Raw genomic sequence first — 21,963 nt, 5'->3', positions numbered from 1 at the left:
CTAAACTAGAGCGAACATATTTTTCAAATGTTCTGCCGCTTGATATGACATTTTTTTCACTTCTGGAATTCTTTGGTTAAGTGTACTTGTAATCCAATACTCCTGTTCTACCAAATGATCGAATGTGCTTTTTAATTTAGCTGAGTTAGATAAATCTTGTATATCCATAATGAAATCTTGATTTCCAAAGATGTCTTTTGATATCCCCTTTGATTTCACGCTGTAACCCAGTACCATTGTGGGAACTTTACTGGAATAGGCAGCAATGGTTGCATGTGTTCTAGCCCCAATAAAAAATCTCATTCTGGAGATATACCCTTTATATTCCGTAGCATTCAAGTTGTCGGGGAGCAGCAGAACCCTTCCAGTATCTTGAAATGTATTATAAATCTCTTTTAATACTTCATAGTCATTGTTTCCATTCGCGATTACATGGGGAGTAAGTGCAATGGAGCTATCTGTAGTTCTTAAAATATGAGAAACGAGTTCATGAATTGAACTCATAGAATCCTTATTCCTCCCTAACACCAAAGGACTAAAATTCAATCCAATCGTATCACCAATTTTCCAACCTTCAGGTAAAGGCAACTTTTTCTTCTCTAAAGTAAAAGCAGGATCTGCGCACATTTCTACGTTCTCCAACCCTTGCTTCCTCAAAAGATCATAAGTGATAGATTCCCTTGCCAGGATCAAATCGAATCTCTCTAAATCTTGCAGTTTTTCTTCTGATAAGTCTTCTTCACCAATGGAACATCCCCAAAGAACGAGTTTCTTTCCTTCAGATTTAATAACTTTATCCACTTCATAAATTCCCGGTTGTTCACCATAGCAATAATTATCTCCCCCGATGGATAAGCAGACATCGACATCTTTGATATGCTTAATAATATTGCCATGAATTTTTTGATAGGCATAGGATTCATCATTCATTAACTTCACTTTAAAAGAAGAAATAAACCATTTATAAGAATATTTATTTATCAAACGATTGGATCCATCATATATAGCATCCAATCCCTCAATTACCTTGTCTGTCTCAGGTTCTTTCGATACAAGATAAACCGATGCATCATGAATCGTATCTTTAATGATGTCTTTTGTCGTTCTGACGATTGCTTCACAACCGCGATTACGACTTCCTCCATGAAAAAAAAGTAAACATTTCATAAGTAATCCTCCTACATTTGGTTGTTTTTCTTTAGGCTATAGGTCATTAATACGTAAATCCCTATTATTGATTTAATTTTAATCATTATTAGTAATGCTTTTTCATATTTACTGACTTCTTTAAAATAGGAAGGAAAGCTCGTCGCTAATGCTTTTCTAACCTCTGGATGGGTAATCATTTGATATACATACCTATTTTTCTGTTTAAATCCATCAGTCTTAAAGAAAGAATAATAGAGATAAGTATAGGAAATTACGTTTTTAATCAACTTTTTCGATTGAAGTAATTCTACCTGTGATTTACTAATGGTATGAAAACACTTCTCTGGGACCGCATGGTGATATATGGATAATGCTTTCTTGAAATAATCATTGTGAACCATGTTTCTCGTTGCACTTCCTGGAACATCTCTGTAAAGGTATCCAGAAAAGTTTATATATTCAATAGCCACAGAATTGAGGGAAACATTCAAATTAAAAAAGCCATCTTCTCCGTGTGAAAGATGACTTGGGAATTTGATATTGTATTTTTTGAGGAGGCTACGTTTATATAATTTGTTACACACAGAGTTGCAATCTTCTTTTTCCAATAAATAGGAAACAATCATATTTTTACTTAACGGAACGGACTCAGGAAATGCATATTTCACGTATTTCGTTGGATTGCTTAGATTTTTCCCACTTTCAAAATTTGATATTAGTAAATCAATGTCTCCAGCCGCAGCTTTATTATATAGAATTTCAAACATGCTACCTTTAACTTCGTCATCAGCGTCTACAAACCCAATATAATCACCTCTACATAAGGATAAGCCTGCGTTTCTTGCTGCACTTACCCCCTTATTGCTTTGGTTAATCAATAATATTCTCGAATCCAGTTTCTTATATCTCTCTATTATTTGTTTACTTCTGTCGGTTGACCCATCGTTAATAAAGATAAATTCGCAATGATTAAGTTGTTGATTCAGCAGGGATTGGATACAGCGTTCAATATAATTTTCCGAATTATAAACGGGAATTACTACACTCACCTTAACAGTCATTTTATCACCTGCCTTATTTTAACATTTCATCGTCAATAAATCGTGTCGATTTAAAGCTTTACCTTCTATAATTGAGTACAACTTTTCAACTTCATTGGTATTTCCCAAATTAATAGGATCTATATTATTCTTTAACCTCATTCTTAATTGGTCATTTTCGAATAAAAGTTGTATGTTATATGCAATTTCTTCAGGATTTTGACCGCAAATGATTCCATTGTAACCATCTCTTACTTGACTGGTGGCTGTAGGATAATTAGTAAGGAGGATAGGTTTTTGCAAAATCATAGCTTCCGTAACCGTTACTGCTTTCCCTTCGTATCTGGATGGTTGAACGTATAAATCGCAAAGTTTCATATAAGGATAAGGGTTTATTTTTTTATCTAACAAAACAAAATGATCTTCTAGGTTATGTTTCTTTATAAGGTTCACCAGTTCTTTCCGATATCCTCCATAGCCAACAACATACCATTTAATTGTTGTGTAACCTCTGTCGTGAAGTATTTTCAAGGCTTTCACTGCTCGATCGTAGCCTTTCACGAATGATAATCTTCCTACTGATAGAACACTAAAATTACCTGAGTCCCATTCATTTATGGTGGCCTCAGCTCTTTTCATGATAAAGGATGGGGATGAAATATTCTCCATCAAGTGAACTCTTTTTTCTAAACTGGGATATTGATCTATAAAAGTTCTTGTCACATCTTCAGATATGGATATGATGTGATCAAATTTAGCCCACTGTAATAAATCAAGTTTATGGTCAATTTCCAACTTGCTGTAATCTGTATGGATCCAGGCAATTTTCAAATCAGCTGGAACCCTTTCTGCCACAATTTCATGCGGCCAAGCGTAACTAATAGCTACATCATATTTCGCCTTTAGTTTAGGCAGAAAATGAACAGCATTCTTTATTGCAAGCTGCATTTGAATGTATCCTGATCCCTCAATTAACTTCATTCTTCTAGCCTTTATAAAAGCCTGAAACTTACTTACCACCCTAATGAATGACGTGATCAAATGACCTTCTATCACACAGTCCTTTATCGGTCTACGAAAGACGGAATAACTCTTGATTTCAGGCAATATACGAACCTGTTCTGGAATTAGATCCATAAATTCCCCAGTATGTTCAAATACCAATAAATCAACTTCAAAGCGATTATAGTCGAAACTTTCCAATAAATTAATCAGACTACGTTCAATTCCACCTATCTCCATATTGTACACAGAAATCAATATACTCTTTTTCATAAAGCGTCACGCATACCTGTTGACTTATGAATATTTTTATATTCATTTTCTCTTTTATTTATAAAAACCGTATTTTCTGGAACATGACCTTTCACAACACTCCCAGCCGCTATAACTGAATGATCTCCAATGAAAGTATCCTTTAAAATAACAACATTCGAACCAATCCAGACATTCTTTCCAATATGCACTTCGCCAACCAAAAGATGGTTACCTTCCGTTTTAAAGTTATGGTCATGATCATTAATTGAAACACCGGAAGCTATTTTTGTTTTTTCGCCAATGGTTATTTTATTTACACAATTAATATTACAATTATCATTGAGAAATACTTTGTCTCCTATAGATAACTCACCCTTTTGGTCTACACGTAAACTTGCATTTTTCCTTATAAAAACGAATTTCCCTATTTGTATTTTAGCTTTTTTGTTATAAACCTCGAGTCTGCTGTTAGATTGAAGAGAGAATATCGTAGATTGTATATTTCTTAAATATAAGAGCTTATAAAATAGAGCCCTTAAGATTCCCCAAGCATGGGACAAATTCATTAATAGTGTCAAATATCCACCACGACTTCTTGAATTTTTAATTAGAGTGGAGGTTAATTTTTTTATCATGGTAAGATTACTCCTTATTTCTTTTGGATTAATTTCCTCATCCTATAAACGTTTTCCCCACCAATTACTCTTGATAATGTTTTCTTAATATTCTTCTTTACTCGAGTGGATTTAGGCAACCAACTTTGATAAAACAAGTGCATCGCGTAGGTACCTTCACTTTGTAAATCTCTACAATTGATATAGTCATAAGGTGAAAAATACTCCTGAGGATAGACAGTTCCTACTCCTTCAATACTTTGTTGTTTTCCATTACGAACAAGTCCTCTATTTGTTAATAGCTTTGTCACCATTGCTACGTTCGTGAAATCATCAACATCCCCGTTGTTCTTCAGGAAATTCCGCTTATGGTATAGTTCCATGAATTCTTTTATAAATGGATAACCCTTCCTTGCACCAAATGTACTAGTCGCAATATATTCTTCTTGTTCGAATCCCCAGAAAGCTTCCTCCAATAACAGGTCATCAAATGCTTTAAAGACCTTCACATCCGTGTCTAAATAGATACCACCTACATGGAAAAGAGCATAAAGCCTTACATAATCACTGACAAAAGCGAATTTTTTGGCTTCATATGCCTCTTTAATATACTGGTTCGAATGGATATCGAAATTTGTTTCATTCCACTCTATGATTTTGTATTCTGAAAGACTCTTATGCCAACTATCTATACACTCTTTCACAATAGAAGGTTTCTCTTTACCACCAAACCAGCAATAATGGATCACCTTAGGAATCTTTTTTGTTGTTTTCATCGCCCACCTCTATTTTTTGATAGGATTTCCTTTGGACTTCGTGTTGCCAATTAATAAAATCAATTAACAATTTATATTCTTTAATTCGTTCTTTATCTACTCCAATTCTTTTTAATTCATGAATAAAATCTAACCATTCAGGTTCAATCTTATTTTCTTGTTCGAGTCCAAGAAGTTCTATAGGACTGACTTCTAATACGCCAGCGATTTTACCAATCATATGCACAGATGGATTTTTGTTTAAGTTCCTCTCAATATTGCTTAAATAAGACTTGGATATATCCGCGTATTCTGCTAATACCGTTAAAGACATCCCTCTTTTTTTTCTCAAATTCTGTATGTTTTCCCCGATCATAAGGCATACCTCAATTTTCTATACAATTTCTTCGATTAAACTTTCTTTTCTTAGATTCTTAAGTAAAATGTTGATAACTTTTACCTGATCTTCCTTAGATAAGCTCGATCCTGAAGGAAGGCACAAGCCGGAACGGAAAATTTCTTCTGATACATTTTCTACAATAGAATGGGAATAATACTTATACTTTTCAAACAAAGGCTGAAGGTGAAGAGGTTTCCAAACAGGCCGTGCTTCTATATTTTGCTCTCTTAAGTGCTCAATGATTTTTAGAGGTTCTAAACTCTCGACGCAAGTGAATGCTGTTAACCATCGATTCTCTCTACAAAGACTTCTTTCTCTTTGATCATTGCATTGAAAGTCAACATATTCAGAGAGTGCTCTTTTGTAGACTTCAAAAACTTCCTTTCGCTTTTGGACCCGCTCTTCAATCACCTCCATTTGAGCACGTCCAATGCCAGCCAGGATATTGCTCAAGCGGTAGTTAAATCCTAGTTGACTATGTTGATAATGAATAGCTGGGTCTCGAGCTTGTGTAGCTAAAAATCTAGCACGGTCCAACGCTTCTAAATCGTCTGATACTAATGCCCCACCACCTGATGTGGTAATAATTTTGTTCCCATTAAAAGAGAAAACTCCAAATTTACCGATTGACCCAGTCATTTGCTTCTGATAGGTGGAACCTAAGCTTTCCGCTGCATCTTCCACCACCGGGACATCATAGGCTTCACTCAACCCCATGATGTCATTCAAATTTGCTGGCTGCCCATAAAGGTGAACCACAATGATAGCCTTCGGTAGTTTATCTTCTTTCTTTGCTTCCACTAATGCTCGTTCTAATGCTTGAGGTGACATATTCCAAGATTCTGGTTCTGAATCAATGAAGACAGGGTCAGCACCTTGATAAAGGATAGGGTTGGCACTTGCCACGAACGTCAAACTTGAACAAAATACTGTGTCGCCTTTTTCTACACCTAATAAAGAAAGAGCTAAGTGAATCGCAGCTGTTCCTGAGCTGACAGCTACGGCTCCCTTAGCTCCTACATAGTGAGCAATATCTTGTTCAAATAAATCTATATTTTTCCCAACAGGGGCAATCCAGTTTGAATCGAAGGCTTCTTTGATATACTTTTGTTCATTTCCCGTCATGTGTGGGGGCGATAAATAAATTTTGGAATCAGTCATTGGCACACATCCTTTTATATTACTGATGCTTTTGAAATGACCTTGGCAGGGCATCCAACTGCCGTTTGATTTGCCGTTATGTCCTCAATCACGGTCGCTCCAGCTCCAATAACTGCCCAAGACCCAATTTTTAATCCCGGGATAACAGTAGCTGCAGCCCCTATGTTCACACCCTCTTCTATATATACCTGACCAGTTAATGTAGCCGTTGGAGACAAATGTACGAAGTGATCAACAAAGCAGTCATGCTCTACTGTCGATCCTGTATTTAAAATGCAGTGATTGTTCACAACAGCATTTGCATTTACGACCACTTTTGGCATAACGACCGTTCCTCGCCCAATACTGGCTGATGGGCTTACGATGGCTGATGGATGAATAACAGTTACGAACTGGCTCGGGTGGATTTGTAATCTCTCCACCAGTTTTTTTCGAACTCCATTATTCCCGATGGCTAGGATGATCCCCACATTTTCCAGAATCATTTCAAAAATAGAATCGACAGGGCCTACAAAGACGTTCTTTCTGATTGAACCTCTTTCATATTTATCATCCAACAATCCAATCACCCTGTGCTTCCCTTCAGATTGAATGATTTCTTGAATGACTTTGCTGTGCCCACCGTCCCCGATCAACAGCACATCCATTTACATCACATCCCGTGAACCTTTGAATTTTTCCATGCTCACATGATTATCCTGATGGATCCCTTCCCCTTTCAAAACTTTTGAGAAAGTTAGGAATAAGATTTTCAAATCGAGCAGGAAAGTCCGGTTGTTTACATACCAAGCATCCAATTTGAATTTTTCCTCCCATGAAATGGCGTTTCTTCCATTGATTTGAGCCCATCCTGTAATTCCTAGTTTGACATGATTCCTGACTGCTTGTGAGTCATTGTATAAAGGAAGATATTCCAACAGTAATGGCCTTGGTCCAACAAGACTCATCTCCCCCTTCACTACATTAAATAGCTGAGGAATTTCGTCTAGAGAATACTTCCTTAAAAACTCACCAACAGCTGTCAACCTTTCTTCATCAGAAAGAAGATTCCCGTGACTATCCATTCGGTTATTCATTGTACGAAATTTATAAAGTTCGAAAGGCTCGCCGTTCATTCCAGGTCTTTGTTGTTTAAATAGAATTGGAGACCCCATTTTCATTTTCACTATTAAACTAACTATCAGGAAAATAACAGATAAAATGACAATCATTATTAAGGAGACAGTAAAATCTAATATTCTCTTCCTCATATGATTATCCCCTTTTATCTATGGATGACATAGTAGAGGAGAGTTTCCTTTTCATTTCTTGGATCATGTCGATTGCGTCAATTTCTTTGGAAGCAAGACTTCTGTTATAAACACTTAACAAAACACGCTGTACATGTAATTGGGTCAATTCGTTAGTTTTATTCATTGAGAACCTTCTCCTGTTTTTGAGAAACAACAAACTTCGTCGGTTCTTTCTCCAACGAAGTTTGTTTATCTGTTTCTATAGAAGGATAGCCTTCCGGATTTCTCCATTGCCATCTCCATGCGTCTTCACACATTTCATTGATTCCTCTCTCTGCTCTCCAATTAAGTTCTTCGGACGCTTTTCTTGTATCTGCAAAACACACTGGAATATCTCCAGGACGTCTTCCTAAAACCGTATAGGAAATTTTCTGTCCGGAAGCTCTTTCAAACGCTTCCACCATTTCAAAAACGCTATATCCTCGGCCTGTTCCTAAATTATAGGTATGAACTCCTTTTTCATTCTTCACCTTTTCCAAAGCCTTGACATGACCAATAGATAAATCCACAACATGAATGTAGTCGCGCACCCCAGTTCCATCTTGTGTTTCATAATCATTACCAAACACCTTCAATTCATCTAACTGCCCAACAGCAACTTGAGAGATATAAGGAAGTAGATTATTTGGTGTTCCTTGAGGAGCCTCTCCGATCTTTCCACTTTCATGAGCTCCAATTGGATTGAAGTATCTTAACAGGGCTATGCTCCATTCGGGATCTGCAACATGAAGATCCCTTAGAATTTCTTCTACCATATACTTCGTTCTCCCATAAGGGTTTGTCGTTTTCAATAAAGAACTCTCAGATATAGGTACAGTTTCCGGCTCCCCATATACGGTTGCAGATGAACTGAATACTAGGTTTTTCACGTTATTCCTCTTCATTACTTCACACAAGACAATCGTTCCAATGACGTTGTTCCTGTAATACCAAAGAGGTTCCGATACGGATTCCCCGACAGCTTTTAATCCGGCAAAATGAACCACAGAGGTAATTTCATACTCTAAGAAAATGCGTTCTAATCCTTCTTTATCCAATAAATCGACATGATACGTGTGAAAAGTCTTGCCTGTAATTTCTTTTACTCTTCTTAATGCTTCGGGATGACTATTGGAGAAGTTATCAATCACCACAATTTCGTGACCAGCATTCAACAACTCTACACATGTGTGACTGCCGATATACCCGGCACCACCTGTTACTAGAACGGTCATACACAAACCTCCTACACATTATTACCAAGTTAAATAATCACTTCGGTATTCTAAATTCAAGTTGATCACATTCTCAAAATAAAAGTACCCGAAGTATAAAACGATGATGGCTAAATAAATAAGCTTTTCATCTCTTGGACGAAAAAGCTTAACGACCCATGAAATAAGAATTAATTGATATAAAGTAAAGTAAATGGAGAACCTCGCGAATATCCAGTTTTGTGTAGAGACAATCATGAAAACCAACCCTACCAAGGTTAAGTTAACGATATAGTCACTTTTAGGGAAAATGTTTCTTAACTTATTCCTCCCAAGATAAGCCAATAGGATAGGAGCTGCAAAAACAACCACCCTTAAGAAACTCGCTCCACCTTCAGTAAAATCTTTATATTCACCATACTGCGTATCTTCTATCGCACTGAATAAGATCGCTGAAAATTGGTCAAATCCAATTACAATCACTACGGATAATAATAATAAGGCAACCGTCGCTTTTGACCATGCTTTGAAACGTACAAGAAAATAAATAGGTAGTAAAACTAAAGCACTGAGATGAAATAAGGACGCAACTAAAACGACGACCATATACCTTTTTACATTTCCATTCATAATGTATCGAAGTGCTGTAAAGGCGATGGCAGCTGCGAGAACTTGACGAATTCCGTTCATAGATACGATGAACAGTCCGCCTGTGATATAGACGTATAAACTCAGCTCAAACAATCTGGAATGTTTGTAAAAGACCAAAATAATGAGTGTATTCGTAATAAGGGCTGTAGTGAAAACCATAATCTGTGGATCACTGGATATGGTTTTAAGTAAGTCTTGCAAAAGCCCGAAACCGATATCTTTTTGTGATTGAATAAACTCCCAAGTAAAATCGTTTATTTCATAGATACGTGTGTAAAAATACGTATCACCAATGTTAGACCTTAACCCTGATACAATGACCAAGGTGGCTAAGGCCAACAATACAAAAAACTTGTTCGGCTTTGGCAGCACCATTGTTTTTGTTTGTATATTCACTCCAGCAAACCTTGCACAAAAGGCGAAGGTGAAAACCAGGGACAGATTCATCCATAATTGAGCCATAATCATTTCCTTTCAAAAGGAACGACAATCAATAGATGACATCCTTCGTTTTATTCGTAATATATAAATACAATAAAAGACCGAATGGGATAGCTAGGCAGGTTAACCCCTTCTTCGGTGATTCACTAAGAAACCGCCAGTTTTTTTCTAGAAGACTACTAGATACATAATGAATCGACTGCCTGAATTGAAATGGAACACTAGTAAATGATAATTTCATAAGTTCTTTTCGATAAAAGGAAAAACCCTTGGGATTTCTCCGGTATTGTTTTAACATGTTTCTCGATGATCCGTCTTCCAGGTATTCGACACAACATAATACTTCATTCATTAACAACAGTTCATAATGTTCATCCAACTTGAAATATTTATAGGCTAAACCTACATACTTCTCTCCATCAAACAATGGATAAGGATATTTTTTCGTTAGTTCTGTTCGATAGACTAGTTTCTTATCACCCTGTACACCATGTTTATGGTAAAGATCAAAAAGCGTTGAACATTTGACTTTCTTAGGAAGCTCCGTGCCTATAATATTCTGATCTGTGTAAGCATCAAGGCCGATGATCCCTCCCACTGACGGATTTCCATATTCCCTCCAGAAAGTGTTTATTTTTTCAACAGCATCTTCCGGCATATAGTCATCTGAGTCAATACAGACATTTAATTCTGTTTCAATTAACTGATAAGCTGTATTATGGGCACCATGCATTCCTTGGTTTTCTTGCCTGCAATAGTGAATGGTTATAAACTCTTCCTCTATCCAACTTTTCACTAACTCTTCCGTATCATCCGTAGAACCATCATCAATAACCAACCAAACGAAATCTTGAGATGTTTGCTTTTTCAAACTCTCATAACATTTATCCAAGCAGTAAGCTCGATTATAAGTGGGAGTGAACACGGTTAAGGTAGTCAAAGGCCGACACCCCCCAGGTGCAAATACTCCTTTTCAATATTTGCTGCGGTATGGTTAATGTTATATCCTTTTTCATTAAAAGGATCAGAGGGAATGGGTTTACGTTGTCCATTAGAGGTTCGATCAATTTCATCCAACCATCTAGATATGCTGACAGGACTTATAGGCAATTGTTTGATTAAGTCTATCCCCATATCGACTTCTTCAGAGATCCTATCTGATATAAGACATGGGATTCCAGCTCCTTGAGCTTCGATTAATGTTACTGGCAACCCTTCATGGAAAGAGGGGAATAAAAATACATCTATTGCTTGAAGTAACTCATTTATGTCAGAACGAACTCCTAGCATTAGAACATCGTTTTCAATCCCTAACTTTTTCACCTTCTCAGTAATCTTTTCTTTTAGATCTCCCTCTCCCACCAGCATTAATTTAGAATCTGGATTTCGCTTTCGATATTCTGCAAACACTTCTAGAAGGAACATGTGATTTTTTTGAAGTGAAAACCTTCCTACATGTCCAAGAAGTAACGTATCTTTATCAATAAGCAGAGATGAGCGCACCTTTACTCTTGCCGAAGTAGTAAAAGAAAACTTTTTTTGTTCAATGCCGTTTTTTAAGATGTGTGCTGATGCCGCCTTTTTCTTAAATAGCCAGTAGGCGGCAGAATTTGAACAGGCATACATTTCTGTAGCAGCCGATGAGACTTGTTTACCCGCATACCATTTATAAAGTTTGGCACCCGCTCCTCCTTCACTGCTTGTATTGTGACTATGCGCGATCCTCACTGGAATATCCGCATGTTTTGCCGCTCTCAGGACAAACCCGCTCATTTTATCCATGTGAGAATGAACAATTCGGTAGTTCTGGTTTTCCTGAAAGAACTTTTGTAAAGATTTGATATATTTTCTATGCCCGACGTCTGTTACGTAAGGAATTCGATGTATTTTCCCACCCATTTCTTCAATTTCTTTATCAAACACACCTTTTTTACATGTAAGGAAATCGAATTGAACTTTCGATCTGTCTATGTTGCGGTATAGATTCATAATCAAAGTTTCTGCTCCGCCTCGATTCATATTCACCACAACATGCAAGACTCTTAACGGACCGCCCATAGCTTCCGTTCACCTCCGTCCATATAGGTCTGATAAATCCGGCTGTTTTGTTTTATCACCCTATTTGTACTGTATTTGTTCAAAATCATATTCCGTGCATTTGCACCGAGTTTTTCCTTCACATCTTCAATCTCGGCGATCAACTTCAACTTTTTGGAAAACTCTATAACCTCATTTTTCGGAAGAACCCACCCATTCACATTATCCTTCACTAATTCGCGGTGTCCTCTATTGTCGATGGCGACTACCGGAGTAGAACAGGCCATAGCTTCCATAATATTAACCGGAAGTCCCTCTCTTAAGCTTGATGCTGCTACTGCGTCACATATCGACACTATTTCTTTGATGTCATTTCTGTATCCTAGGAAGTCCACCATATTTTCTACTCCCAATTTTTTTGCGAGTTGCTTGCACTCAGCCCATGTACAACCCTCACCAGCCAGCAATAACCGTGCTTTGGGAACATCTTTTTTCAATAAGGCTAGAGCTTGAATAAGCAGCTTTTGATTTTTATTCTTATTAAACTCTGCCGCATAAAACAATAAAAAGTCATTCGGTTTATAACCGAATGACTCTCTGGCTTTCATCTTCTCCACTGGAGATAACGGCTTGAATTCATCCGTATCTACTCCTACACCATGAACATGCTCAATATGTTTCGTTTTAAATCTCTTCTGCGCCAACTGATAATCTTCCTGATTAATGGTAATCAAACAATCCGTATAGAAAGCGAGCTTCCATTCAATGGGATAATACAAGAACCAATTAGCTAAAGGAGCACCTTTGCAAAAGTGGAACCCGTGAGCGGTATAGATCACTTTGGTTCCTCTTTTTCTGGCAGACCGTGCTGCTAGGCGTGCAAGCGTTCCTCCCATTGGTGTATGGCAGTGAACAATCTGATACTGGTTTTTATCTATTAAATGTTTTAAGATTTTGTACGCCTCTATATTCTTCTGTGCGAGTGGAGATCGTTGAATCGGGATCTCGTATTTCACATCGACGTAAGGTAGGGTCATGTTTCCATTAGCTGCGACATGAACCTCCCATCCTTGTTCCTTGAACCACTTTAAGTATGGTAAGTGAAACAATTGAAAGTGGTAATCGACGGTGGCGCAAAATAGGACTTTTTTTGGCATGATCTACTTCCACCTTTATCAACTTGTAATTGAAACCGGAGATCCTGGTCGAGACAATCCTTCATTATTTGCTAAGCTTAATAACTGCTCTCTCAACGTGTGTTTATCTAAATGATGATAATTTTCTATCAGATCTTCAATATCATCCATAACCATATCTGTTGCTCTTCCCAGATGAATTTTCGGATACACTTGCTCTCTCTCAACTTCTTCATCTTTTAGCAGTTCTTCATATAATTTTTCCCCTGGTCGAATACCTGTAAATTCAACACCAATTTCATCCACATTGTTGCCAGAAAGTTTGATCAAGTTTTGGGCAAGGTCAACGATTTTCACAGGCTCACCCATATCAAGCACGAAGATTTCCCCACCTTGTGTCAGCGCCCCTGCTTGAATGACAAGACTAGACGCCTCAGGGATGGTCATGAAAAAGCGAACCATATCAGGGTGGGTGACTTTAACGGGGCCACCTTTTTCAATTTGCTTTGTAAAAATAGGAATGACGCTTCCTCTGCTTCCAAGCACGTTACCAAAGCGGACCGCAACAAATTTTGTTTCACTCACTTTATTCATGTTTTGAATAATAATTTCAGCCAGCCTTTTAGTTGCTCCCATCACACTTGTTGGGTTGACCGCTTTATCAGAGGAAATCATCACAAACCTTCCAGCATTACTCCAACTAGCTGCCTTAGCAACATTAAACGTTCCAATGACATTATTCTTAACGGCTTCTTCCGGATTACGTTCCATTAGAGGTACATGCTTATGAGCAGCTGCATGATAAACGACATCCGGACGATAGGAGCTGAAGATGTCCATGATTTTTTGATCATCTTGAATATCTGCGATTTCTGTTCGAATGTCGACGTTCATCCCTGAGTGAATTTCCTTCAGCTCCATTTCAATAGCATGAATACTATTTTCACCATGACCTAATAAAATCAATTGTCTAGGTTTGAACTTCACAATTTGTCTGGAAATTTCAGAACCAATGGACCCTCCTGCTCCCGTCACAAGAATAACTTGACCTGACACATAACCTGAAATCTGATTGATATCCAAATCAACTGGATCACGACCTAACAAATCCTCTACTTTTACATCCCGAAATTGTGTCACCGATACTTTTCCAGTCACTAAATCTTCTAACATCGGTAAAATCTGTGTTTTAGCATTCGTTTTTGCGCATTCCTTAAAGATATTTTGGATACCCTTTCGACTTAAGGACGGGATAGCAATGATGATGTTTTCCACGTCAAACTTTTCAACATACTTTTGAATTTGATCGACTCCACCAACCACGGGGATCCCAAAGATGTCCAAGCGTTGCTTTTTAGGACTATCATCGATAAAAGCCACAGGAAGTAGATCCGTATCACGATTATTCTGCAGCTGTCTTGCCACCATCGTTCCAGCAGCACCTGCTCCTATAATCAACGTTCTTTTGTGTGTTTTTGGCTGGAGTAAATAATTATCACGATAGATCCTCCAAATGAAGCGAGAACCACCAATGATTAAGAGATTCATCATCCAAATGACCACAACCGCTCTTGGATAAACCATTTGGAAAAAAAGAAAATGAAGACCGACTGTAGTTAACAGGGAGTAGGTTACGGTTTTTAATATAAGGATTAACTCCCCGATACTTGCATACTCCCAGGCTTTTCGATAAAGCTTTAGTTTGTATGCAAAAAACAAGTGGCTTAATAGGATGGCTATAACAGTTACGACCAGCGGTAACACAGGCGCATTGACATCAGAAGTTACTAACAATTGACTAACCAAAATTGAGCTGAGAATAATGCATGAATCAATGAATATGAATAAGGACATTCTTTGTCTATACGTCATATATTTGCCCCTTTCTTTATCCTAAGTCTAGTTGAATGATTGATTATGTAGGATTTTCAAAGTTTTTAGAAATAGGACCTGATCAATCCTACTTCTAAAAATTTGAAAAGAATGGGCATTCAACCCGCCCTCACGCCACACCACTGACGACTAGCGTCTAAGGTTATGGATTTTCCGTAACCCACAGCATGACCGAGTGCCTCCTTTGATAACGGTTAGGAGACATCACCACGTTTTAACAAACGATCATTCTTTATAAAGAACGTTAGGGTGTGAATTATTTGTTATTGTTCAATAAAATGCCCAGGACGTTGGCTTGGGCAAGATCCATAACCTTCTTCGATTCTTCCGCTTCCTCTACTTTCGTCTTGCCTCTATTCAAGAGGATAAAGACCCCATCACAGAGGCTGGCCAGAATTCTCGTTTCGGTTGATTTAAGTACAGGTGGCGTGTCTATCAGGACTAGATCATATGCTTCTCCGACTTCCTTTAGTAAATTCTCCATCCGGTAGTCCCCTATGGTGTCCGAAGGGTTAGGGGAGATCGTTCCACTTGTTAATAGATCTAGTTGAGCAATACCCGTTTGATCAATGGCTTCGTTTAATTTTGTACTGCCATTTATGACATTGGTCAACCCAATATTGTTGGACGTCTTAAATAGTTGATGTAACGCAGGGCTCCGTAAGTTCGCATCAACCAAGAGAACTTTCTCTTTGTTTTGAGCGATCGATACAGCTAAGTTAGCGATCGAAGTGGATGTACCTTCTTGTTTATTAGGAGATGTAATTAAGAACACCTTTCTATTGTTCTGTTCTGTTAAAAAATGAATATTGGTCCTGATGGTACGAAATTGTTCTGCAATCATGGAATTAGGGTTCGTGTAAGTGACTAATGGTTTCTTGTTTTTATTCGCCAGCTTTCTAATTCTGCTTAATACCAACAGATTCACCTCTAACTTCCATATTATTTGAACCTTTCTTAGCTTTCTTGGTTACCGAATTCCTCCGATTCACATAAGAAATTTCACCGAGAACTGGGAGATCTAGAATATCCTCAATTTCTTTTCTTGATTTAACAGCTCCATCAATTGAATCCATCAAGTAAGCAAGTCCAACACCGGTAATTAGTCCTAGTAGGATAGCTATATAGATTGGTCGGTTTTGGTTTCCACTTATCGAAATAGGATTAATACCAGCTTTCGAGAGGAGCTGAACTTGTTCATAATTCAAGAGGTCAACAATTTTACTTTTATACACACTGGCTGTTTTGTTTGCAATTTGAGCAGCTCGTTCAGGATCCGTATCAGTAACTGAGATTAATACAACTTGTGATTCATCAATCCTGGAAACTTCAATTCGATTAGCCAGCCCTTCAGGCGACCCTTCCATGCCAATAGTTTTTTGTACTTCACTCATGATAATTGGATCTTTAATCATAACCATTAAAGTATTCATGTCCATGTCCTGTTCACTGGATCCAAGAATAATTCTAGTTGACGTTTGATAAAGAGATGTATTATTCATTTGGCTGTAGCCATACCCTAAAGCTCCCATGATGATGGTAATGATAAAAATAAGCCAAAAGCGGTCTCTCAACACATCAAAATACTCTTTGATGTTAATATCTTTGGACATGTAATCATCGTAAACCAATGTTTTCTTTCTCATGAGACCCACCTTTTCTTATTAGAAGATAAAAAGTGCTATATAACGAACGTTTTCACAAAAAAATAGTTACTTATTTAATGTTGTTATATTACTAAACATTATAGTTCTATATAAAGAACAAGTCAACATAATAATGCAAAAACTTTAACTTTATTCTCCAAAAAAATAGATAAGATTCAAAAACCTTTGTAAATTTACTACTCATAGGAATAGAGGACATATTATTGAAGACTGATAATTTTGCATACACGACGCAAGGATTCTTTCTAATTCAGGCCAGTTTTTATCCCTGCCAATACTCTATCATGACCTTGGATGAGTTGATGAACATTAATTGAAATGGGAATAAGCCTTGTACTTTGTTCAACCAATGGTTTGCCTAAAGTCTCTATTTGAAGTCCGAAATTGATTTTGAGCATTCGATAAAACCTTTGTTCTATATAGGCTAAATAATAGTCGGGCTTGTGTTCACATATATGATGCTGAATGACCTCAGAGAATTGGTTAAAATAACCTTTTCTTTGGTATTGTTCTTTAATACATAATTTATCTACTTCCCATATCTTCCCTTTTTGTTTGGCTATACTATGAAATTTCGAAAAGTCACCTGTTTTCCACTCAACCGTACTAGTTCGGCTATAAGGAATATATGGAATAAACTCAATAGTTCCTATCGTTTCCCTTTTATTCACTAGGTTATATCTGACTCCATTTTCAGCATAAGGATCATTGTACCAGCAATATTTATGGCAGAAATATTCCCATGTCCGTTCGAAGTTCTTTTGTTGTTTTTTCGTTTTTACTAACTGATACATACCCATTTTCCTCCTCTTCGTCATTCTTTCCATAGAGAAAAATAGAGGATAGCTATTCAGCTATCCATTTCCCCTCCCGTCAAACAATCTTCAAAGAAATCTTCCCATTTGTCCCATTTATCGTTAAGATTTCCTCCTCCACCTTTCATTGTTTCAGTAACGTCTAAAACTTCTAATGCGAGTTGTTTCCAATCCTTTTTCATAATATGCCTCCTTTAGTGAGCTAACCTCAATGGTTTTCGTTATAAAGAACAATTTTATAATAGCAAGAAGAGACGAAGAGTGTCAATTCAAAGAAGATACCTTCCCCAACAAAAGCCATTTAAATCGCATTAATTTAGCTATAGATGTATTTAAGATCATAAATTTCATAATATCCTTGGCCTAGGATATTATGAAATACGCTTCCAGAAAATTCAATCCGACAAATCCACCAACCTCTCAATTTTATATGTGAATATTCATTCTTCTCCCCCGTATATATATAAAGGAATATCAGCTAATTTAATTCCATATTTCTGCCTTGAAAGAAGATAATCGGTTCCCTCTAAAACATCATGAAATAAGGAGGATTCTTTTGACGATAAATCTTGAAGAAACTTTTATCGTTAGTGATGGCATCGTCCAACTTAGCGAATCACCTTTAAGTGACTCCCCAATCATAGTCATTGAAATAATAAATGGAGAAAGGCTTACCGAAGTTTATACGGAACCAGGAGAAAATGAATTTTTAGTGAATTATGAGACAGGATGGATAACATTCAACTCAATCCAGAATCAACAAGAAGTAAAAGTCAAATACAAAGCAAACCCTGAACAATACTTTCACTTTCAAAATTCTGTTACAAAGTATGTGAACGGTGAAGTTTCTGAATCTTTCTCGTACCAATACAACTATCCGGTGAGTGATGAATCCCGTAATTCTATTCAGGAAAATTTCAATCCGTTTGGTGAACCACTTCATCTGCATAATATTGAAGATATAATAAACCTTACAGAAGTATTAAACCAAAAATCTGATAAAAACCATACCCATTCTGAGTATTATACAAAAGAAGAAGTGGACCAAAAAATCATGGATGCGATCGGCACTCCTCCGCCTGAGGAAGTTCCGGTAACAGGAATAAGTTTTAGAACCACGGATTTCTACCTGCGGGTGGCAAATTCGATTCAGCTTGAAGCAATTGTACTCCCTGAGAATGCAGATAACAAAACGGTGCAGTGGGATTCAAGTAATTCAGCCATTGCAACTGTCACCAGTGATGGAGAAGTAAAAGCAATAACGGAAGGGCAAGTTACAATTACCGCAACAACTGTAGACGGAGGTTACACAGCATCCGCAAACATTATTATCGACTCGTCGCTTTTTTATTATAATTTCAGAAACCGTTATGGGGCTGTAGATAATATTATTTTTGATGAATTTTCCCAGTTACCTGCAACATTGAATAATGTTGCACATAATGATCTAAGTGGGTTCATCAATGATTTAGGAGTGACACTGACTTCAAATAGTTTTATCACCATCCCCACTCCAGACTCTTCCTTATCTTTTGATATGAACGATGGAGGTCTGACTATCGTTGTAAGTATATACAACCCCATCGGGTCTTTTTACAAAACAAGCTCCGGAAAAGTTGTTTCGTTTTTCGTGAATAGCGTTTTATATGCATATTTTAAGTATATTGATGGAACAGGTGCAGAGAAGTCTTTATCAATGGCGGATGATATAGGCAATAAGCTTAACAACAACATAATCGAACGGTACGAGAATGTCATTCTTGATGATGAAGAGAATGTATTTATCGTTACATTAAAAGAAAATGGAGAAGGGCAGATGTATCTAAACGGTTATGTGTCGGAGATTAATAAAGCCGTTGATTTTGTTGAATGGGTCAACACTCTTAAAAATGAAGATTTATTGTTAAGAAGAAACCATTTAAATGCAAACACTCCTATGACAATCCTTTCAAGTTTTGAAATGTATGATCGTGCGTTTACTGAAGAAGAAATGTTAAGGAAGAATCAAGCGATTAAAGACGCCGAGCCGTTCAGAAGTTTCCAAGTCCTCCCAGTTGACGTTTTACTGCAAGTTGGAGAAAGTCAGGCTCTTGCTGTTCAGACGTATCCAGCCTATTATAAAGAACACGTTACCTTATCTTATGAAAGCGGGAACGAAGGATTCGTGAAAGTTAGTGAATCAGGTACTCTAACAGGAATATCAACAGGAGAAACTCAAGTCACAGTTAAGCTTGAGTATGAAGGGGAAACTTATTACGAATATGTTAACGTGCAAGTAGGTGGAAATACAGCTGAACCTCCCGAACCTAACCGGAGTATCAATGGAATTTCATTGAACCGTCAGACTGATTCCCTTGACGTCGGGGAGGAATTTCCATTAATGGCAACAACCTTACCCTTTGATGTTTATGATAGTAACTACATCATTTGGGAAACCTCCGATGCCTCTGTTGCGGCAGTACCTTATGGAGTACTGACTGGAAGAGGAGCAGGTACAGCTACGATCACAGCCTACGATTCTTCAAAGACATATTCAGCAAGTTTTGAGGTCACCGTAAAGGACGGACCTGAAGAAACCATAAGTGGAGAAGACACGTACATGATTGACATCCAGCAATTCCAAATCTATGCAGACAGGAGTAATCCAGAACAAACGACAAATGGCATTCAAGCAGTTTTTGATTACGCCATAGACCAAGAGTTTAAAAAAATCGTTTTTCCAAAAGGGAATTACAGTATTACCCCAGATGCCCGTACCATTCTTCCCCCATCGCGTATGATTGTAGATTGGAGCGAATCTAAGATATACATTGAACCCAGCACAAAGACTGCTTCAGGTTATACGATGTTTTATTATGATGGGGATGTCGAACATTGCACGTTTGAAAATGGACATTTTTTTGGAGAAGCGAAAAGCACAACACTTGAACAATCAAGTGAAGGTTGTTTAACCTTTGAAATTAAGGAGTCTTATAAATGTACTTGGAAAAACTGCACTTTTAATGAGTCCCCGGGGTTCAATGTCATAACCGGTACCAACTTAGTGAAGAAAGAAACCCGCTCCATTAGCGTCGGCTTGAGCTGGGAAGATGGATCCATTGGAGAAGACGGTTTTGACAGTATCGATTCCACCAATGGCATATGGAGGTACCAGGGTTATCTGGATATAAGTGGGCTTGGGGATTATTACATGTTGGGCTATAACCAAGGGTACTATTCCTACCCTCATCTCCGTTCAAGGTTATATTCCATATATTTTTATGATATTAATAAAAATTTCATCAAACAACAAAGCTATAACCTACAATTTTTCAATTATGATAAGCCATCGAACGCGTACTTCGCTCGTGTAGTAATATACCAAGAAAACAAACCAAGTACGATGGATCCAAACTTTAACGCTTGTGCTTTCATTAGAACCGTCGGTATGCCAAGATATTGTAAGATCCTAAATTGTACATTCGAGGATAATTTCAGTACGGGTTTAGCTTTGACCGGAGGGGAAGGATGGCTTGTAGATGGATGCTCATTTCGTGAAAACTCCAATGGCAGGACACCCGCTTGTGATGTAGACTGGGAAGATGGATGGGAGACGATGCAAGGAGACGTTTTTCGGAACAATAGCGTTGCGTCTAGGAACGGCTTAATTATTAGTGCTGGCAACAGTTTAGCTCTCCATGACAACACCATCGATCAATCACACCTACAAGTATATAGCCGAACCAACAATTTCAGAATTTACAACAATACTTTTTACGGACGCGGGAACCGAAGACACTTCTTAGCCGCACAAGCAGAGTCTTATTTTGCTCGAAACATCCTCTTTAATGGAGCAAGTTATACTACCTCTCTTCACCATCCCGATGCGCATTATCGGGTGAATGAAGAGAACAATATCATAATATAAAGTTTAGCCATCACAGCAAGTAGGTTGCACATTTTAATTATAAAGTCTTAGTAAGATCATAAACTTACCTTTGAAAGGACCATAGGCTAGTGGATAATAGCCTATGGTCCTTTCGTCTGCTGAATATATCTTTTTACTTACTTAATTTTATAAACCTCTACTCTCTTGAAATTTCTGAATTTCACTTATTATTTATGTCCCTTAATGAATTTAACTTTTACGTCTCCATGAAATTTACTACATTCTTTATTTGCTTTGTTATGATGCAAACCTTACCAACCTAATTTCAATCCTAAAATTTATAAACTTTCCATTTTTTACTAAAAAATAAAATGGATTCGCTCTCTTTTGTAATCATTTGGTGTCGAAAAAAGGCAAAGACTATACTAAGTGTAGTCTTTTTTACTTATTTTTCTGAATATTTTGTAGAATGAATTGATTATTCCTTCTATTTTGATAAATTAGAAAATGTAGGATAAAAAAGGTTAAGAAAGAAAGGGGTCATTTTATTGAAAAAGACGTCAAAGATTGTAACATCTGCTTTAGCTCTAGCCC

At 37.3% G+C, this 21,963-nt stretch carries 21 protein-coding genes; 1 reads left to right on the top strand and 20 read right to left on the bottom strand.

Features of this window, described 5'->3' with window-relative positions; genetic code table 11:
* The 20 genes from LC065_RS08260 to LC065_RS08165 form a co-directional block, all read right to left on the bottom strand.
* Positions 1 to 1,167, bottom strand: coding sequence for a polysaccharide pyruvyl transferase family protein (locus LC065_RS08260; protein ID WP_226592301.1), 1,167 nt, complete (start codon positions 1,165 to 1,167; stop codon positions 1 to 3).
* An 11-nt stretch (positions 1,168 to 1,178) separates the two neighbouring features.
* A complete protein-coding gene (locus tag LC065_RS08255; RefSeq protein WP_226592303.1) occupies positions 1,179 to 2,210 on the bottom strand; it encodes a glycosyltransferase family 2 protein in 1,032 nt (343 codons plus the stop codon).
* 18 nt (positions 2,211 to 2,228) lie between these two features.
* Complete coding sequence (locus LC065_RS08250) at positions 2,229 to 3,464, bottom strand: glycosyltransferase (protein ID WP_226592305.1); 1,236 nt, start codon at positions 3,462 to 3,464, stop codon at positions 2,229 to 2,231.
* On the bottom strand, positions 3,461 to 4,081 hold the full coding sequence (locus tag LC065_RS08245) for an acyltransferase (protein ID WP_226592307.1): 621 nt from the start codon (positions 4,079 to 4,081) through the stop codon (positions 3,461 to 3,463). The genes LC065_RS08250 and LC065_RS08245 overlap by 4 nt, the downstream gene beginning before the upstream one ends.
* A 14-nt stretch (positions 4,082 to 4,095) precedes the next feature.
* On the bottom strand, positions 4,096 to 4,836 hold the full coding sequence (locus LC065_RS08240; protein ID WP_226592309.1) for a glycosyltransferase family 32 protein: 741 nt from the start codon (positions 4,834 to 4,836) through the stop codon (positions 4,096 to 4,098).
* On the bottom strand, positions 4,811 to 5,191 hold the full coding sequence (locus LC065_RS08235; RefSeq protein ID WP_226592311.1) for a helix-turn-helix domain-containing protein: 381 nt from the start codon (positions 5,189 to 5,191) through the stop codon (positions 4,811 to 4,813). Before LC065_RS08235 ends, LC065_RS08240 begins: the two co-directional genes overlap by 26 nt.
* Before the next feature lie 18 nt (positions 5,192 to 5,209).
* Complete coding sequence (locus LC065_RS08230) at positions 5,210 to 6,376, bottom strand: aminotransferase class I/II-fold pyridoxal phosphate-dependent enzyme (protein WP_226592313.1); 1,167 nt, start codon at positions 6,374 to 6,376, stop codon at positions 5,210 to 5,212.
* Positions 6,377 to 6,390: 14 nt separating this feature from the next.
* Entirely contained in the window at positions 6,391 to 7,023 is a 633-nt protein-coding gene (locus tag LC065_RS08225; protein ID WP_226592315.1) for an acetyltransferase, read from the bottom strand.
* Positions 7,024 to 7,626, bottom strand: coding sequence for a sugar transferase (locus LC065_RS08220; protein ID WP_306163883.1), 603 nt, complete (start codon positions 7,624 to 7,626; stop codon positions 7,024 to 7,026). It abuts the gene before it with no gap.
* 4 nt (positions 7,627 to 7,630) lie between these two features.
* Positions 7,631 to 7,792 carry a YwzD family small protein gene (locus LC065_RS08215; protein ID WP_226592319.1) on the bottom strand — a complete coding sequence of 54 codons (162 nt, stop codon included), beginning with the start codon at positions 7,790 to 7,792 and terminating at the stop codon, positions 7,631 to 7,633.
* The gene (gene galE / locus LC065_RS08210; RefSeq protein ID WP_226592321.1) at positions 7,785 to 8,882 is read right to left on the bottom strand and encodes a UDP-glucose 4-epimerase GalE; all 1,098 of its coding nucleotides are present in this window, start codon (positions 8,880 to 8,882) and stop codon (positions 7,785 to 7,787) included. Before galE ends, LC065_RS08215 begins: the two co-directional genes overlap by 8 nt.
* Before the next feature lie 21 nt (positions 8,883 to 8,903).
* Complete coding sequence (locus tag LC065_RS08205; protein WP_306163882.1) at positions 8,904 to 9,974, bottom strand: EpsG family protein; 1,071 nt, start codon at positions 9,972 to 9,974, stop codon at positions 8,904 to 8,906.
* A gap of 28 nt (positions 9,975 to 10,002) precedes the next feature.
* Positions 10,003 to 10,893 (bottom strand): glycosyltransferase family 2 protein, encoded by an 891-nt coding sequence (locus tag LC065_RS08200; protein ID WP_226592325.1) that lies wholly within the window; start codon positions 10,891 to 10,893, stop codon positions 10,003 to 10,005.
* On the bottom strand, positions 10,890 to 12,011 hold the full coding sequence (locus LC065_RS08195) for a glycosyltransferase family 1 protein (protein ID WP_226592327.1): 1,122 nt from the start codon (positions 12,009 to 12,011) through the stop codon (positions 10,890 to 10,892). Before LC065_RS08195 ends, LC065_RS08200 begins: the two co-directional genes overlap by 4 nt.
* Positions 11,996 to 13,147, bottom strand: a complete 1,152-nt coding sequence (locus LC065_RS08190) for a glycosyltransferase family 4 protein (RefSeq protein ID WP_226592329.1) — start codon at positions 13,145 to 13,147, stop codon at positions 11,996 to 11,998. Before LC065_RS08190 ends, LC065_RS08195 begins: the two co-directional genes overlap by 16 nt.
* Positions 13,148 to 13,165: 18 nt before the next feature.
* Positions 13,166 to 14,998 (bottom strand): nucleoside-diphosphate sugar epimerase/dehydratase, encoded by a 1,833-nt coding sequence (locus LC065_RS08185; RefSeq protein ID WP_226592331.1) that lies wholly within the window; start codon positions 14,996 to 14,998, stop codon positions 13,166 to 13,168.
* 277 nt (positions 14,999 to 15,275) lie between these two features.
* Positions 15,276 to 15,947 (bottom strand): CpsD/CapB family tyrosine-protein kinase, encoded by a 672-nt coding sequence (locus tag LC065_RS08180; RefSeq protein WP_306163881.1) that lies wholly within the window; start codon positions 15,945 to 15,947, stop codon positions 15,276 to 15,278.
* On the bottom strand, positions 15,919 to 16,665 hold the full coding sequence (locus tag LC065_RS08175) for a YveK family protein (RefSeq protein ID WP_226592335.1): 747 nt from the start codon (positions 16,663 to 16,665) through the stop codon (positions 15,919 to 15,921). Before LC065_RS08175 ends, LC065_RS08180 begins: the two co-directional genes overlap by 29 nt.
* Positions 16,666 to 16,931: 266 nt before the next feature.
* Positions 16,932 to 17,480 (bottom strand): hypothetical protein, encoded by a 549-nt coding sequence (locus LC065_RS08170; RefSeq protein ID WP_226592336.1) that lies wholly within the window; start codon positions 17,478 to 17,480, stop codon positions 16,932 to 16,934.
* Positions 17,481 to 17,536: 56 nt separating this feature from the next.
* Positions 17,537 to 17,683: a paeninodin family lasso peptide gene (locus LC065_RS08165; RefSeq protein ID WP_226592338.1), complete on the bottom strand. Its 147-nt coding sequence runs from the start codon at positions 17,681 to 17,683 to the stop codon at positions 17,537 to 17,539.
* A 374-nt stretch (positions 17,684 to 18,057) separates the two neighbouring features.
* Here LC065_RS08165 and LC065_RS08160 point away from each other — a divergent pair, with 374 nt between their 5' ends.
* Positions 18,058 to 21,408: an Ig-like domain-containing protein gene (locus LC065_RS08160; protein WP_226592340.1), complete on the top strand. Its 3,351-nt coding sequence runs from the start codon at positions 18,058 to 18,060 to the stop codon at positions 21,406 to 21,408.
* The last annotated feature ends 555 nt before the right edge of the window (positions 21,409 to 21,963 follow it).

Source organism: Halobacillus litoralis (genome assembly GCF_020524085.2).
GTDB classification, from domain to species: Bacteria; Bacillota; Bacilli; order Bacillales; family Halobacillaceae; genus Halobacillus; species Halobacillus litoralis_E.
Note: the sequence above shows the minus strand (reverse complement) of the source record. Positions and strands in the feature narration are given on the sequence as shown.

Excerpts from the sequence above, each read along its gene's own strand:
- LC065_RS08225 (WP_226592315.1), bottom strand. The coding sequence starts at position 7,023 with ATGGATGTGCTGTTGATCGGGGACGGTGGGCACAGCAAAGTCATTCAA.
- LC065_RS08245 (WP_226592307.1), bottom strand. The coding sequence starts at position 4,081 with ATGATAAAAAAATTAACCTCCACTCTAATTAAAAATTCAAGAAGTCGT.
- LC065_RS08255 (WP_226592303.1), bottom strand. The coding sequence starts at position 2,210 with ATGACTGTTAAGGTGAGTGTAGTAATTCCCGTTTATAATTCGGAAAAT.
- galE (WP_226592321.1), bottom strand. The coding sequence starts at position 8,882 with ATGACCGTTCTAGTAACAGGTGGTGCCGGGTATATCGGCAGTCACACA.
- LC065_RS08190 (WP_226592329.1), bottom strand. The coding sequence starts at position 13,147 with ATGCCAAAAAAAGTCCTATTTTGCGCCACCGTCGATTACCACTTTCAA.
- LC065_RS08250 (WP_226592305.1), bottom strand. The coding sequence starts at position 3,464 with ATGAAAAAGAGTATATTGATTTCTGTGTACAATATGGAGATAGGTGGA.
- LC065_RS08175 (WP_226592335.1), bottom strand. The coding sequence starts at position 16,665 with ATGAGAAAGAAAACATTGGTTTACGATGATTACATGTCCAAAGATATT.
- LC065_RS08220 (WP_306163883.1), bottom strand. The coding sequence starts at position 7,626 with ATGAGGAAGAGAATATTAGATTTTACTGTCTCCTTAATAATGATTGTC.
- LC065_RS08240 (WP_226592309.1), bottom strand. The coding sequence starts at position 4,836 with ATGAAAACAACAAAAAAGATTCCTAAGGTGATCCATTATTGCTGGTTT.
- LC065_RS08170 (WP_226592336.1), bottom strand. The coding sequence starts at position 17,480 with ATGTATCAGTTAGTAAAAACGAAAAAACAACAAAAGAACTTCGAACGG.
- LC065_RS08235 (WP_226592311.1), bottom strand. The coding sequence starts at position 5,191 with ATGATCGGGGAAAACATACAGAATTTGAGAAAAAAAAGAGGGATGTCT.
- LC065_RS08230 (WP_226592313.1), bottom strand. The coding sequence starts at position 6,376 with ATGACTGATTCCAAAATTTATTTATCGCCCCCACACATGACGGGAAAT.
- LC065_RS08260 (WP_226592301.1), bottom strand. The coding sequence starts at position 1,167 with ATGAAATGTTTACTTTTTTTTCATGGAGGAAGTCGTAATCGCGGTTGT.
- LC065_RS08195 (WP_226592327.1), bottom strand. The coding sequence starts at position 12,011 with ATGGGCGGTCCGTTAAGAGTCTTGCATGTTGTGGTGAATATGAATCGA.
- LC065_RS08205 (WP_306163882.1), bottom strand. The coding sequence starts at position 9,974 with ATGGCTCAATTATGGATGAATCTGTCCCTGGTTTTCACCTTCGCCTTT.
- LC065_RS08185 (WP_226592331.1), bottom strand. The coding sequence starts at position 14,998 with ATGACGTATAGACAAAGAATGTCCTTATTCATATTCATTGATTCATGC.
- LC065_RS08215 (WP_226592319.1), bottom strand. The coding sequence starts at position 7,792 with ATGAATAAAACTAACGAATTGACCCAATTACATGTACAGCGTGTTTTG.
- LC065_RS08165 (WP_226592338.1), bottom strand. The coding sequence starts at position 17,683 with ATGAAAAAGGATTGGAAACAACTCGCATTAGAAGTTTTAGACGTTACT.